A 13,774-nucleotide genomic window follows, 5' to 3' on the forward strand; every position below is an offset into this window, starting at 1 on the left:
ACGACGCCGTGCGCGCGCTGCAACGCGTCTGCGACTGGATCGAACGCCACGAGCCCAGCAATCCCGCGCCGCTGTTGATCCGCCGCGCGCAGCGGCTGATGAGCAAGAGCTTCCTGGAGATCATGCGCGACCTCAACCCCGAGGGCGTGCACGAGATCGAGAAGCTCGCCGGCACGACCAGCGAGTAGCGACCGACACCCGCCCGACACCGTTACCGACACCCAGACCGACGTCGCTTTTCAGGCTTCCACCTTTCACCCGATCCCCGCTTCAAGGAGCACCCCATGGCCACCAGCAGCCAGAAGTTCATCGCCAGGAATCGCGCCCCGCGCGTGCAGATCGAGTACGACGTCGAGCTCTACGGCGCCGAGAAGAAGGTGCAGCTGCCCTTCGTGATGGGCGTGCTGTCGGACCTGTCGGGCAAGCCCACCGAGCCGCTGCCGCCGGTGTCGGACCGCAAGTTCCTGGACTTCGACGTCGACAACTTCGACGCCCGCATGAAGGCCATGAAGCCGCGCGTCTCGTTCGCCGTGCCCAACACGCTGACCGGCGAAGGCAACCTGATGGTCGACCTGACCTTCGAGTCGATGGACGACTTCTCGCCGGCCGCGGTCGCGCGCAAGGTCGACGGCCTCAAGCAGCTGCTCGAGGCGCGCCAGCAGCTCGCCAACCTGATCACCTACATGGACGGCAAGGCCGGCGCCGAGCAGCTGATCGCCAAGGTCGTCAAGGACGAGGCGCTGCTGAAGTCCCTGGCCACGGCCCAGAAGCCGGCCGACGGCGGCGCGCAGTAAGCGCGGCGCCCCAGTCATCCAGAAACCGACGGACCCCACGGAGCACGCACCATGGCCGATGAGACCCTCGCGCAATCAGCGCCTTCACTGCAGGGCATCGAGTACGAAGGCGGCGAGTTCGCCTCGCTGCTGAACAAGGAATTCAAGCCCAAGACCGACGAGGCCAAGTCCGCCGTCGAGCAGGCGGTGCTGACGCTGGCCCAGCAGGCCCTGTCGCAGACCACGCTGATCGGCAGCGACGTCATCGTCTCGATCGAGGCCATGATCGCCGAGATCGACAAGAAGCTGTCCGAGCAGGTCAACGCGATCCTGCACCACGCCGAACTCCAGCAGCTGGAATCGGCCTGGCGCGGCCTGCACTACCTGGTCAACAACACCGAGACCGACGAGCAGCTCAAGATCCGCGTGATGAGCATCTCGAAGAACGACCTCGGCAAGACGCTCAAGCGCTACAAGGGCACGGCCTGGGACCAGAGCCCGATCTTCAAGCGCGTGTATGAAGAGGAATTCGGCCAGTTCGGCGGCGAGCCCTTCGGCGCCATCGTCGGCGACTACTACTTCGACCACAGCCCGCCGGACGTCGAGCTGCTGGGCGAGATCGCCAAGGTCTCGGCCGCCGCTCACTCGCCCTTCATCGCGGCCGTGAACCCGTCGCTGATGCAGATGGGCTCGTGGCAGGAACTCGCCAATCCGCGCGACCTGACCAAGATCTTCAGCACGCCCGAGTACGCCGCGTGGAAGTCGCTGCGCGAGTCCGACGACGCGCGCTACATCGGTCTGGCCATGCCGCGTTTCCTGGCGCGCCTGCCCTACGGCTCGAAGACGAATCCGGTCGAGGAATTCAACTTCGAGGAAGAGACCGGCGGCGGCGAACACGCCAAGTACACGTGGGCCAACTCGGCCTACGCGATGGCGACCAACATCAACCGCTCGTTCAAGACCTACGGCTGGTGCACCCGCATCCGCGGCGTGGAAGCGGGCGGCGCGGTCGAGGGCCTGCCGGCCCACACCTTCCCGACCGACGAGGGCGGCGTGGCCATGAAGTGCCCGACGGAGATCGCGATCAGCGACCGCCGCGAGGCCGAACTGGCCAAGAACGGCTTCATGCCGCTGGTGCACCGCAAGAACTCGGACTTCGCCGCGTTCATCGGCGCCCAGTCGCTGCAGAAGCCCGCCGAGTACGACGACCCGGACGCCACCGCCAACGCCAACCTGGCCGCGCGCCTGCCTTACCTGTTCGCCTGCAACCGCTTCGCGCATTACCTGAAGTGCATCGTGCGCGACAAGGTGGGCTCGTTCAAGGAACGCGGCGACATGGAGAAGTGGCTCAACAAGTGGATCATGAACTACGTCGACGGCGATCCGGCGAACTCGTCGGAGACGACGAAGTCGCAGAAGCCGCTGGCGTCCGCGGAAGTGGTCGTCGAGGAGATTCCCGGCAACCCCGGCTACTACTCGTCGAAATTCTTCCTGCGTCCGCATTACCAGCTCGAAGGCCTGACCGTGTCGCTGCGTCTGGTCTCGACGCTGCCGTCGCAGAAGGGCAAGTAAGCGCAAGACAGAAGGCGATGGCTGCGAGGCGGTCATCGCCGGGATCACAAGCATTTGAGAATCGCGCGCAACGACGCGCGACGTGTTGAAGGGAGCGCCTTCGAAGGGCGCGTTCTGAACTTTCGAGGCACCCCGCCATCCGGACCTTCCAAGGTCCGAAATCCCTGGTCTCCGTCGCGGTCAGCGTCGAGGCGGAGACCGTTTTCACAGAGTTCATCTAGGAGAAACCGACCATGACGATCGACGCCAATCTGAAGTTCGCCGGAGTCGAAGGCGAATCCACCCACAAGGACCACAAGGGCGAGATCGACCTGCTGGCCTGGTCGTGGGACGTGCGTCAGGAAAGCACCGCCGCCGCCGGTACCGGTTCGGGCAAGGGCAAGGGCGTTCCTGGCCAGTTCGTGTTCGCGCATTACTACGACAAGGCGTCCCCGGTGCTGGCCAAGGCCTGCGCTTCGGGCAAGCATTTCGACCAGGCCGTGCTGACCTGCCGCAAGGCCGGTGAAGGCCAGCAGGACTTCCTGAAGGTCACCCTGAAGCAAGTCCTCGTGACCGCCGTCTCCCCGTCCGCTTCGGCCGGCGGCGAGATCAGCGAAAGCGTGTCGGTGTCCTACGCCGACATCGAGTTCGAGTACAAGGCCCAAGACGCCAAGGGCGGCCTGGGCGGCGCGGTCAAGTTCGGCTGGAACGTGGCCACGACCGAAACGCGTTGATGTGTTGATGGCGACGCGCCGGCTTCGCGCCAGCGCTTCGCCTTCGACGATCCCCGCGGCGCGACGGACTCCGGTCCGGCGCGCCGCGCTCGGACAACGAATGACGGTACGACGACGAACGACGTCGTCGGGTGCCGTCGGTGCCAGCAGGTGCCGTCATCCGTTGTCCATGCCGGAGCGAAAGATGAATCCGTTGACCAGCGGCGCGAGCAGCGCCGACATGTACCTGGACCTGTCGCTCAAGCGCGCGGGCAAGGTCAAGGGCGAGTCCACCTCGCAGGGCCACGCCAACGACATCGTCGTGCGCGGCTTCAGCTGGGGCGTGGGCGCCGCGGGCGATGCCGTGGCCGGTCAGCAGACCGGTCGCCGCAGCTACCGCCAGCTGACGATCACCAAGGGCCTCGACAGCGCCAGCACCGCGCTGATGAGCGCGGTCGCGACCAACGACGAGGTCAAGAGCTCCAAGCTCTACTTGCGCAAGGCCGGCGGCGCGCAGGAGGACTACTTCTGCCTGACGCTGGAGAAGGCGCGCATCGCGTCCTACGACATCGAGTGCGACGAGACCGGCGCGCCGGTGGAGCGCATCTCGATGAGCTTCCAGAAGGTCAACATCGAGTACCGCACCCAGAACGCCAAGGGCGCGATGGGCGGCACGCACACCTTCGACGACGACCTCACCTGAGGTCCTTCCGGCGCGCCCGCGGGCCCGCCGGCGCATTGAATTCCACGGGAGTCTTGAATGAGCGCAGTGCAGGAACTGCTGGCGGCGGGTCGCCCGACCGAGGCGCTGGCCGCGGCGCAGGCGGAAGTCCGTCAGCGTCCGCAGGACGCGAAGCTGCGCACCCTGCTGTTCCAGCTGCTGGCGGTGACCGGCCAGTGGGCGCGGGCGGCGGCGCAGCTGGAAGTCTGCGGCGAACTCGACGCGGGCACGCTCGCGATGGTCAATACCTACCGCGAGGCGCTGAAATGCGAGCTGGTGCGCGAGGCGGTCTTCGAGGGCCGCACCACGCCGATGGTGATGGGCGAGCCGGCTGAATGGGTGGCGAACCTGGTGCACTCGCTCAAGCTCGAGCATGACGGCGACGTCGCCGGCGCACGCCAGCTGCGCGCCCAGGCGCTGGAGGCCGCGCCCGCGACGCCCGGATCCATCGACGGCCAGGCCTTCGACTGGATCTGCGACGGCGACTCGCGCATCGGTCCGGTGCTGGAGGCCGTGATCAACGGCCGCTACTGCTGGGTGCCGTTCTCCGCGATCAAGGAGATCCACATCGAGGCGCCGACCGACCTGCGCGATCTCGTGTGGTCCGCGGCGCACCTCGAATTCCCCAACGGCGGCGGCTCCGTCGCGCTGATCCCGACGCGGTATCCAGGCAGCGTGGCGTTCGACGACGAGCGCGTCTGGATGGCGCGCCGCACCGAATGGCAGCCGCTGCCGGGATCGCAGGACGACCAGTACGCCGGCGTCGGCCAGCGCGTGCTGATGACCGACCAGGGCGAGACGGGCCTGCTCGACGCGCGCCTGATCGAACTGCGCCAGCCATGAGCGCGACGCGCTCATGAGCCAGATCCACCGCGACCGCCTGCAACCGGCCCTGCTGGACCGGTTGACCGACGACGACCCCTTCCATCGCGTCGAGGCGGAGGAACGCCGCGTCATGACCAAGTCGCAGCTGCGCCAGGCGGTGCTGCGCGACCTGGGCTGGCTGTTCAACGCGATCCAGCCGATGGGCAAGGAATGCGATCCCTACGGGCATGTGGGCGACAGCGTGCTGAACTTCGGGCTGCCGGCGCTGTCGGGGCAACTGGCCTCGCGCATCGACGTGCATCTGCTGGAGAAGCAGATCCGCCAGGCCATCCTGCGCTTCGAGCCGCGCATCCTGCCGGATTCGCTGGAGGTCCGCGCGATCGAGACGCAGAGCGTCATGGACACCCACAACGTGATCGAGTTCGACATCCGCGGCCACCTGTGGGCGCAGCCGATCCCGCTGGAGATCCTGCTGCGCACGCAGATGGACCTCGAGGCGGGCCAGGTCGAAGTCCGCGAGGGTTGAGGTCACGCGATGGATCCGCGCCTGCTGCGCCTGTACAACGACGAACTCGCCCACCTGCGCGAGGTCGGCGCCGAGTTCGCGCGCGACTTCCCGAAGATCGCCGCCCGGCTCGGGCTGGAGGATGCCGAGGTCGCCGACCCCTACGTCGAGCGCCTGCTGGAGGGCTTCGCCTTCCTGTCGGCGCGGGTCCAGCTCAAGCTGGACGCGGAACATCCGCGCCTGATCTCGCACCTGCTGGAATCGATCTACCCGAACTTCCTGGCGCCCATCCCGTCGATGATGATCGCGCGGCTGAACGTCGATCCCACCGACCCCAACCTGTCCAAGGGCCATCCGGTGCCGCGCGGCAGCGTGCTGCAGTCGGCCATCCCGCGCGGACAGGACACGCGTTGCGAGTTCCGCACCGCCCACGACGTCACGCTGTGGCCGCTGACGCTGGACGATGTCCAGTACTTCACCCACGCGCCGGACCTGCCGGTCTCGCGCCTGCCGGATGCGGCGGGCAGCCGCGGCGGCGTCCGGGTGAGGCTCAGGACCGGCGGCGGCATCCCCGTGCGGCAGCTGGGACTGGACCGGCTCGCGCTGTACCTGAGCGCGCCGGACGAGGTCGCGTACCGCCTGCATGAGCTCGCGCTCGGCGCGCCGCTCGGAACCTACGTCACCGGCGACGGCATCGACGCCGCCGCCGTGCCCGTGCAGTGGCGTCCCGCGTCCAGCATCCGTCCGCTCGGCTTCGCCCCCGACGAGGCGCTGCTGCCCGAGTCGCACCGCAGCTTCTCCGGCAGCCGGCTGATGCAGGAACTCGCGGCGATGCCGCGTCGTTTCCTGTTCCTCGAGATCGATCAGCTGGCCGATCGGCTCGCGCGCATCGACGGCACGTCCTTCGAGATCGTGCTGTTCTTCTCCCGCGGCGACGGCGCGCTCGAGGCGATGGTCGACGTCGACAGCGTCTCGCTGCACTGCACGCCGGCGATCAACCTGTTCCCCAAGCGGCTGGACCGGATCCAGCTCGGCACGGGCAACTGGGAATACCACGTCGTGCCCGACCGCACCCGGCCGATGGACTACGAGATCCACAGCCTGCAGTCGGTCACCGGCTACGGCGCCGGGGCGCTCGGCCAGCAGGGTTTCGAGCCGCTGTACGCGACCTATCACGAGGCGCCGCCGGAGGCGCCCGGCTTCTACACCGCGCGCCGCGAGCCGCGCCTGATGTCCTCGCGCCAGAAGGAGCAGGGGCCGCGCACCGGCTACATCGGCGACGAGGTCTTCCTTTCGCTGGTCGATCCGCGCCATGCGCCGTATCGCGAGGACATCCGCCAGCTGTCGGTCTCGGCGCTGGTCACCAACCGCGACCTGCCGATGCTGCTGCCGCACAACGGCGCCGGCGTGTGGCGGCTGGACGCGGCGGGACCGGTGTTGAAGGTCGACGCGGTGCACGGCCCGACGCGGCCGGTGAACCGCCAGCCGGCGGGCGAGGCGGGCTGGAGCCTGGTCGGCCTGCTGACGCAGCAGCAACTGCCCTGGGGCGACGAGCCGCCCGCGCAGGCGGCGGCGACGCTGCGACGCCTGCTGGCGCTGTACGGCCCGCCGGGCGACGCGGGCTGGCTGCGGCAGGTCGAAGGCGTGCGCGCCGTCGATTCCCGATCGGTCGTCCGACGCCTGCCGTTCACCGGCCCCTTGAGTTTCGGCACCGGCGCGGAGATCTCGCTGGAGCTCGACGAGCACGCGTTCCAGGGCCACAGCAGCTTCCTCTTCGCGAGCGTGCTGGAGCGCTATTTCACGCGCCATGCGGCGATCAACAGCTTCACGCAGCTGAGCCTGCGAACGACGCAGCGCGGTCTGGTGAAGCGCTGGGCGCCGCGCATCGGCGGCGACGCGGAGGGGCGCGGTGACCGCGGCAACGACCGCGACGGGGCCCGAGGATGAACATCCCCGGACCCGGTTCGCCCCCCGACGACGACGGCAGCGACGCCTCTGGCGACGCATCCGGCGGCGGTGCTGTCGCGCAGGACGCCGATGCCGGGACGGACGGCGGACCCGATGCAGGCCACGCGCCGACCCCCGAGTCGCTGCTCGCGCGCCGGCCCGAGAAACGCAACGAGCGCGATGCCGCCTTGCGCGCGCTCTTCGAGGACGTCGAGGCGACGCCCTGGGCCCATGATTTCTTCGCGCTGCTGCGGCGCATCGAGGGCCTGACGCCCGACGTGCCGCGGCTGGGTCGCGGCCTGCGTCCCTCGCAGGAGGCGATCCGGCTGGGCCAGGAGCCCGAGCTCGACTTCGCGCCGGCGGCGCTGCAGAGCCTGACCCGCGGCCAGAACCCCGCGCCGCGGCTGGGGGTGCGCTTCTTCGGCCTGCTCGGCCCGCAGGGGCCGATGCCGCTGCACCTGACCGAGTACACCCGCGAGCGGCTGCACCAGCGCGGCGATCCGACGCTGAGCCGCTTCCTGGACGTCTTCCATCATCGGCTGCTGCTGCACTTCTACCGCGCCTGGGCGCAGTCGCAACCGACCGTGCAGCACGACCGGCCGGCGACGGACCGCTACGCGGCCTGGCTGGGCGCGGCGACCGGACTGGACGGCGCGCAACGGCCCGGCGACTCGCTGCCGCAGACGGCCCGCCTGTTCCAGGCCGGCCTGCACGGCGGACGTGCGCAGCATCCGGAAGGGCTGGCCAAGATCCTGTCGTCGCACTTCAAGGTGGCGGTGCGGATCGAGCAGCACGTGCCGCACTGGTTGCCCGTCGAGGACGGCGAACGCACGCGGCTGGGCTTTTCGCGCCAGCGCCCCGAGCGCATCGGCAGCGAACTGCCGCGCCTGGGCCGCAACACCTCCGCGGGCAACAAGGCCTGGGACCGGCAGTACCGTTTCCGCGTCGTCCTGGGGCCGCTGACGCTGCGCCAGTACGAGGGCTTCCTGCCCGACGGCGACGCGTGGCGGCCGCTGAACGACTGGATCCGGCAATACGTCGGCCACAACCTGCAATGGGAGCTGCAGCCCGTGCTGCGCCGCGACGAGGTGCCCGCCGCGGCGCTCAGCGGCAACGCGCGCCTGGGCTTCACCTCCTGGACCGGCCGCTCGGGCGGCCGTCCGCATCGTCACGACCGGGGCGACCTGCACCTGCATCCGCATCAGCGGGTGAAGGGACGGGCCACGCCGCCGGCATCACAGGGAGCATCGTCATGACTGAAATCGCCCGCACCAGCCTCTTCGGCAAGCTCAACCCGCTGGCCTACAAGGCGATCGAAGGCGCCACCGTGTTCTGCAAGCTGCGGGGCAATCCGTACGTCGAGCTGCAGCACTGGCTGTACCAGATCCTCAACACGCCCGATTCCGACCTGCATCGCATCGTCAAGCACTACGGCCTGGACGCGGCGCAGCTGTCGACGGACCTGATGGCCTCGCTGGACCGGCTGCCGCGCGGCGCGACCTCGGTCACCGACCTGTCGAGCTGGGTCGAGAACGCCGTCGAGCGCGGCTGGGTCTACGGCTCGCTGATGTTCGGCGACCAGCAGGTGCGCACCGGCCACCTGGTGCTGGGGCTGCTGAAGACGGCCTCGATGCGCAACGTGCTGCTGTCGGTCTCCAAGCAGTTCGAGAAGATCAACGTCGACGACCTGGGCGAGAAGTTCAACCAGATCCTCGAAGGTTCGCCCGAGCGCGCGATGCGTGCCGCCGAGCCGGGCGCCGTGCCGGGCGATGCCAGCGGTGCCATCGCCCCCGCCGCGATGGGCAAGCAGGAGGCGCTCAAGCGCTACGCCGTCGACCTGACCGAGCGCGCGCGCAACGGCGAGATCGATCCGATCGCCGGCCGTGATGAAGAGATCCGCCAGATCGTCGACATCCTGATGCGCCGCCGCCAGAACAACCCCATCCTCACGGGTGAAGCGGGCGTCGGCAAGACGGCGGTGGTGGAAGGCTTCGCGCTGCGCCTGGCGCAGGGCGACGTGCCGCCCCAGTTGAAGGACGTGTCGCTGTACATGCTCGACATCGGCCTGCTGCAGGCCGGCGCGAGCATGAAGGGCGAATTCGAGAACCGCCTGCGCCAGGTCATCGACGAGGTGCAGGCCTCGCCTAAGCCCATCATCCTGTTCATCGACGAGGCGCACACGCTGATCGGCGCGGGCGGCGCGGCCGGGACCGGCGACGCGGCCAACCTGCTGAAGCCGGCGCTGGCGCGCGGCAAGCTGCGCACCATCGCGGCGACCACCTGGGCCGAGTACAAGAAGCACATCGAGAAGGATCCCGCGCTGACGCGGCGCTTCCAGGTCGTGCAGGTGCCCGAGCCCGACGAACACAAGGCGATCCTGATGCTGCGCGGCGTGGCGTCCATCCTGGAGAAGCACCACCGTGTCGCGCTGCTCGACGAGGGCATCGAGGCCGCGGTGCGCCTGAGCCACCGATACATCCCGGCGCGTCAGCTGCCGGACAAGGCGGTGAGCCTGCTGGACACGGCCTGCGCGCGCGTGGCGGTGAGCCAGCATGCGACGCCGGCGGAGCTCGAGGACTGCCTGCGCCGCATCCAGGCGCTGGAGATCGAGCGCGAGATCATCGGTCGCGAAGGCGCGATCGGCATGGACGTCGCGGAGCGCGAGCAGCGCGTGGCGACGCAGCTCGACGAGGCGCAGACGCGCAAGGCCGAGCTGGAAGCGCGGCACCTGAAGGAAAAGGGCATGGTCGACCGCGTGCTGGAACTGCACGCGCTGCTGCGCAAGGACGGCGAGGGCGCGCCGGAAGAGGCGGAGCGCGAGACGCTGCTGACCGAGCTGCACGGTCTGCGTTCCGAGCTGACGACGCTGCAAGGCGATGCGCCGCTCATCCTGCCGCAGGTCGACGAACAGGCGGTGGCCGCGGTGGTGCAGGACTGGACCGGCATCCCGGTGGGGCGCATGGTGCGCAACGAGGTGCAGGCGGTGCTGCAGCTGGCGGACACGCTGAACCAGCGCGTCGTCGGCCAGCGCCATGCGCTGGAGATGATCGCCAAGCGCATCGAGGTCTCGCGCGCCGGGCTGGACAACCCGAGCAAGCCGATCGGCGTGTTCCTGCTGGCGGGCACGTCGGGCGTGGGCAAGACCGAGACCGCGCTCGCGCTGGCCGAGGCGCTCTACGGCGGCGAGCAGAACGTCATCACGATCAACATGAGCGAGTTCCAGGAGGCCCACACGGTCTCGACGCTCAAGGGCTCGCCCCCGGGCTACGTCGGTTACGGCGAGGGCGGTGTGCTGACCGAGGCGGTGCGTCGCCGGCCCTACAGCATCGTGCTGCTGGACGAGGTCGAGAAGGCCCATCCGGACGTGCACGAACTCTTCTTCCAGGTCTTCGACAAGGGCCGGATGGAGGACGGCGAGGGCCGCCACATCGACTTCAAGAACACGATCATCCTGCTGACCAGCAACGCGGGCAGCGACCTGATCATGAAGCTGTGCGCGGACCCGGAGCTGATGCCGGAGCCGGAGGGCATCGCCAAGGCGCTGCGCGAGCCGTTGCTGAAGATCTTCCCGGCGGCGCTGCTGGGCCGCCTGGTCACGATCCCATACTACCCGCTGAGCGAGGAGATGCTCGGCCAGATCGTGCGTCTGCAGCTGGGCCGCATCCAGAAGCGCGTGGGTGAGAACCTGGGCGTGCCGCTGACCTTCGGCGACGACGTGGTCAAGCTGATCATCAGCCGCTGCAACGAGGTGGAGAGCGGCGGTCGCGTGGTCGACGCGATCCTCACGAACACGGTGCTGCCGCGCATCAGCCGCGAGTACCTCACGCGCGTCACCAACGGGCAGGCGATCACCAAGGTCGAGCTGGCGGTGAAGGACGGGGACTTCGCGTACGCGTTCGACTGAGGGCGACAGGACATGGTTTCCGGCCGGCGGCGTAGCGCCTTGCCGCTAGGCAAAGGGGTCGGACTTTTCAAGCGGCATGCCCACGATTCGTGAACTATGTCCCATGAACAAGTGTCGAACTCCTTTACAGCCTGTCACTGATGCATGGGGCAAGGTGGCGATAAGTCGTTGACGCGGCTGGGAATTCGGCGGCTGGCACGGACGCTGCGTAGGGATGGTTGGTTCAAACCTCATTCCAACGACAACACCATGACCTTCCGCTCGATGATCACCACCGCCCGCCTGTCCCTGGGCGCCGTTGCACTGGCCTGCGCCGCGCTGCCGATGACCGCCTCCGCGGAAGTCGTGTTCCAGTCGCTGCCCAGCCTGACCGGCAATTCGGCGACGTCGCCGTGGTGCTCGGGCTGCAGCAATGGCCTGCAGGTCTTCGACCGGTTCACGCTGAACTCGGCCAGCGACATCACCGGCTTCAGCGTCAACATCTACACCCCGGCGCCGTACTGGAACAACGGCATGACGTTCTCGGTGTGGAGCGTCGGCGGCAACGGCCTGCCGGGCACGCAGCTGTTCAGCCAGACGCTGGGCGCCAGCGACTTCACGACGACGAACCTGGGCAACAGCCAGGGCACGGCCACCACCGACGATCTGCTCAACCTGAATCTGGCGGCCGGCACGTACTACGCGAGCTTCTACAACACCAGTCTGGCGGTGTGGGGCTACCGCAATGTGGGCGGCGTGCTGTACCAGCAAGGCGCGGCCCTGCGCAACGGCGAGAGCGTGGCGTTCGCGCTGGAAGGCAACGCCGTGCCGGAACCCGCATCGCTGGCGCTGGCCGGCCTGGCGCTGGCCGCCGTCGGCGTCGTGCGTCGTCGCAAGTCGGCCTGATTGCCGAAGTCATCGTCGGACCCGCTGGTCCGACGGCGCCGCCGTCAGGCGGCTGAATGAACGCCCGCGCTCGCGGGCGTTTTCAATGGCGGCTTGGAATGCGCGTGGCGACGCTTGACGACGCGTCACGCGTCACGCGTCACGCGTCACACCGCACGCGTCGCAAGCGACGCCGCGAGAGGACGTCAGCGTGCGCGCATCGACAGCGCGCCGTCTGCGCCAGAGGGATCGCCGTCGATCTCGCGGCGATCGACCTGTCCGTCGCAGCCCTTGGCGCTGCATGAGTGATTCACGAGCCGCAAGGGCTTCGGCGCCTTCGGCTCATTGCGCTCGACGATCGGTAGCACGACCTGACCCTGCGTCGCGGCCGCTTGCAGCGAGTCGCATCCAGCCCAGTAACCGACGAAGCGATGGGCCGTGCCCGCCGGCAACGCGCCGCTGAACGGCACCAGTACCACGCTGGTCCAGCGCTGGTACACGCCGCTCTTGCCGATGCCCGTGTGCGAGAACTCCATGCAGGTGCCCCAGCGCTGGCCGCGGACGGTCACGCGGTAGGCGTCCGTCGAGGTCCAGTCGAGGTCCGGCAGGGCATCGCCGCCCATTGCCTTGTGTTCGACGAGGACGATCTGCCTGTCGCCCGTCGCCTTGGCGAAGCCGCCCTTGTCGCGATCGATGCGCAGCTCGCCGACATCGACGAAGCAACCCTGAGGCCCGCACCAGCCTTCGGTCTTGATCGGGTCCAGTGCCGCCGGCGTCGCCGTGCCGCGCAGCAGGTCGCGCAGCTCGGTCGCATTCCGGGCCACCGCGTCGGCATGCGCCGCGCAGGCGGCGAAGAGCGAGCCGGCGAGGGCGGTCGCGGCGATCGGCAGCAGTCGGGACAGTCCGGGCATCAGTCGTACACCTTGTTGTTGGTGGCCTTCACGAAGTCGTCGTTGTACTTCCAGAAGATGGTCCCGCCGTATGCGGCGGTGGACTCGTATTTGTAATCCCATTTGCCCCGCAGCTTGGTCTTGGCGCCGGTCGCGCTGCGCCACCATTCTTCGCCGGGGACGTCCTTGTCCTTGATGTCGTAGATGTTGTGCTTCGGATCGGTGATGTGGATGCCGGCCTTGACCTTGGGGTGCTTGTCGTAGTTCGACTTGATGTCGGCGCCGTCCCAGAAGTAGCCGCCGTTCGAGTAATCGGTGCCCGTGGCGCTGAGCGCGTTGCGCGCGCCGCGCACGGCGTCGTTCATGCCGGCATCGGCGGCGATCTCTTCCGCGGTGGCCTTCTTGAGCTTGTCGTGCCGCTGGTTGCCGTCATGCGCCGCGAAGGCGAAGGTCTTGTCCGTCTTGATGAACGCGCTGATCGTCGCGAAGCCGCGCGCCTTCTGCTGGCGCACCAGCACGTTGGCGATGGCGGCCATCTCCTCGTAGACGTTGCCGGTCGAGCCCTCGCCGTAGGCGACGGCGGCCAGCGCGCGGGTGTCGTCGTCGATGGCCGCGGCCTTCTCGGCGCGCGGCGCGGCGCCTACCGGCGACACCAACGGCGACGCGGCGCGGATCATCGTGCCGTCGTCGATCTCGTGGGTGGCGGCCCCGGCGCCCAAGGGTCCGGGAATGCGTGCTGCAGGCATGGTCGCCTCTTCGGAATGCGGAGGGACCGACGGTACCGGTGCGGGCGGCCGGGTCGAAGTGACTTTGGCCTCTGACGGGCGGGAATTCGCAACGGAGTGTTTCCCGGCGGGCGAGAGGCGACCGAAGTGACCTTCGCCTCTTACCCGCGCGATAGGCGCCCTCTACCGTGCGGCCCAGGACGATTCAGCAAGATCCATGGCCTCACCTTTCCGCCTCAAGACCGCCTTGCCTGAAGACACTCTGCGCGTGCACACCTGTGTGTCGCGGGAGGGTCTGAGCGACGCCGGAGACACCACGCTGACGCTGCTGAGCGAGCGCAAGGACATCCAGGCCT

12 protein-coding genes and 1 pseudogene are annotated in these 13,774 nt (G+C 68.6%); 11 read left to right on the forward strand and 2 right to left on the reverse strand.

From position 1 onward, the window contains the following. The 11 genes and pseudogenes from VF536_RS18405 to VF536_RS18455 form a co-directional block, all read left to right on the forward strand. A pseudogene (locus VF536_RS18405) lies at nt 1–188 on the forward strand (type VI secretion system protein TssA); the annotation flags it as partial. 96 nt (nt 189–284) lie between these two features. After that, nucleotides 285–794: a type VI secretion system contractile sheath small subunit gene (gene tssB / locus VF536_RS18410; protein WP_067271509.1), complete on the forward strand. Its 510-nt coding sequence runs from the start codon at nt 285–287 to the stop codon at nt 792–794. Between the two features lie 51 nt (nt 795–845). Then, a complete protein-coding gene (gene tssC, locus VF536_RS18415; protein WP_331616314.1) occupies nt 846–2,345 on the forward strand; it encodes a type VI secretion system contractile sheath large subunit in 1,500 nt (499 codons plus the stop codon). Between the two features lie 233 nt (nt 2,346–2,578). Beyond that, on the forward strand, nt 2,579–3,058 hold the full coding sequence (locus VF536_RS18420) for an Hcp family type VI secretion system effector (protein WP_067271515.1): 480 nt from the start codon (nt 2,579–2,581) through the stop codon (nt 3,056–3,058). Between the two features lie 184 nt (nt 3,059–3,242). Beyond that, complete coding sequence (locus tag VF536_RS18425) at nt 3,243–3,740, forward strand: type VI secretion system tube protein Hcp (RefSeq protein WP_331616315.1); 498 nt, start codon at nt 3,243–3,245, stop codon at nt 3,738–3,740. Nucleotides 3,741–3,797: 57 nt separating this feature from the next. After that, entirely contained in the window at nt 3,798–4,601 is an 804-nt protein-coding gene (locus tag VF536_RS18430) for a type VI secretion system accessory protein TagJ (RefSeq protein ID WP_331616316.1), read from the forward strand. Nucleotides 4,602–4,614: 13 nt separating this feature from the next. Then, nucleotides 4,615–5,109 carry a type VI secretion system baseplate subunit TssE gene (tssE, locus tag VF536_RS18435; protein ID WP_331616317.1) on the forward strand — a complete coding sequence of 165 codons (495 nt, stop codon included), beginning with the start codon at nt 4,615–4,617 and terminating at the stop codon, nt 5,107–5,109. 9 nt (nt 5,110–5,118) lie between these two features. Further along, nucleotides 5,119–7,035 (forward strand): type VI secretion system baseplate subunit TssF, encoded by a 1,917-nt coding sequence (gene tssF / locus VF536_RS18440; protein ID WP_331616318.1) that lies wholly within the window; start codon nt 5,119–5,121, stop codon nt 7,033–7,035. Then, a complete protein-coding gene (tssG, locus tag VF536_RS18445; RefSeq protein WP_331616319.1) occupies nt 7,032–8,291 on the forward strand; it encodes a type VI secretion system baseplate subunit TssG in 1,260 nt (419 codons plus the stop codon). Before tssF ends, tssG begins: the two co-directional genes overlap by 4 nt. Next, nucleotides 8,288–10,939, forward strand: coding sequence for a type VI secretion system ATPase TssH (gene tssH / locus VF536_RS18450; RefSeq protein WP_331616320.1), 2,652 nt, complete (start codon nt 8,288–8,290; stop codon nt 10,937–10,939). Before tssG ends, tssH begins: the two co-directional genes overlap by 4 nt. Before the next feature lie 249 nt (nt 10,940–11,188). After that, a complete protein-coding gene (locus VF536_RS18455) occupies nt 11,189–11,824 on the forward strand; it encodes a PEP-CTERM sorting domain-containing protein (RefSeq protein ID WP_331616322.1) in 636 nt (211 codons plus the stop codon). A gap of 185 nt (nt 11,825–12,009) precedes the next feature. Here the strand turns inward: VF536_RS18455 and VF536_RS18460 are convergent, their stop codons facing one another. Together VF536_RS18460 and VF536_RS18465 are read right to left on the reverse strand one after the other, a co-directional pair. Beyond that, a complete protein-coding gene (locus VF536_RS18460; RefSeq protein ID WP_331616323.1) occupies nt 12,010–12,714 on the reverse strand; it encodes a hypothetical protein in 705 nt (234 codons plus the stop codon). Beyond that, entirely contained in the window at nt 12,714–13,439 is a 726-nt protein-coding gene (locus VF536_RS18465; protein ID WP_331616324.1) for a hypothetical protein, read from the reverse strand. The genes VF536_RS18460 and VF536_RS18465 overlap by 1 nt, the downstream gene beginning before the upstream one ends. Nucleotides 13,440–13,774: the final 335 nt, after the last annotated feature.

It is taken from the genome of Roseateles sp., from assembly GCF_036486225.1.
GTDB lineage: Bacteria > Pseudomonadota > Gammaproteobacteria > Burkholderiales > Burkholderiaceae_C > Roseateles.

Bases quoted from the DNA above. Each gene is read 5' to 3' on its own strand.
- tssG (WP_331616319.1), top strand. From the start codon at position 7,032: ATGAACATCCCCGGACCCGGTTCGCCCCCCGACGACGACGGCAGCGAC.
- tssB (WP_067271509.1), top strand. From the start codon at position 285: ATGGCCACCAGCAGCCAGAAGTTCATCGCCAGGAATCGCGCCCCGCGC.
- VF536_RS18425 (WP_331616315.1), top strand. From the start codon at position 3,243: ATGAATCCGTTGACCAGCGGCGCGAGCAGCGCCGACATGTACCTGGAC.
- VF536_RS18420 (WP_067271515.1), top strand. From the start codon at position 2,579: ATGACGATCGACGCCAATCTGAAGTTCGCCGGAGTCGAAGGCGAATCC.
- VF536_RS18460 (WP_331616323.1), bottom strand. From the start codon at position 12,714: ATGCCCGGACTGTCCCGACTGCTGCCGATCGCCGCGACCGCCCTCGCC.
- tssH (WP_331616320.1), top strand. From the start codon at position 8,288: ATGACTGAAATCGCCCGCACCAGCCTCTTCGGCAAGCTCAACCCGCTG.
- tssE (WP_331616317.1), top strand. From the start codon at position 4,615: ATGAGCCAGATCCACCGCGACCGCCTGCAACCGGCCCTGCTGGACCGG.
- VF536_RS18465 (WP_331616324.1), bottom strand. From the start codon at position 13,439: ATGCCTGCAGCACGCATTCCCGGACCCTTGGGCGCCGGGGCCGCCACC.
- tssC (WP_331616314.1), top strand. From the start codon at position 846: ATGGCCGATGAGACCCTCGCGCAATCAGCGCCTTCACTGCAGGGCATC.
- VF536_RS18430 (WP_331616316.1), top strand. From the start codon at position 3,798: ATGAGCGCAGTGCAGGAACTGCTGGCGGCGGGTCGCCCGACCGAGGCG.
- tssF (WP_331616318.1), top strand. From the start codon at position 5,119: ATGGATCCGCGCCTGCTGCGCCTGTACAACGACGAACTCGCCCACCTG.
- VF536_RS18455 (WP_331616322.1), top strand. From the start codon at position 11,189: ATGACCTTCCGCTCGATGATCACCACCGCCCGCCTGTCCCTGGGCGCC.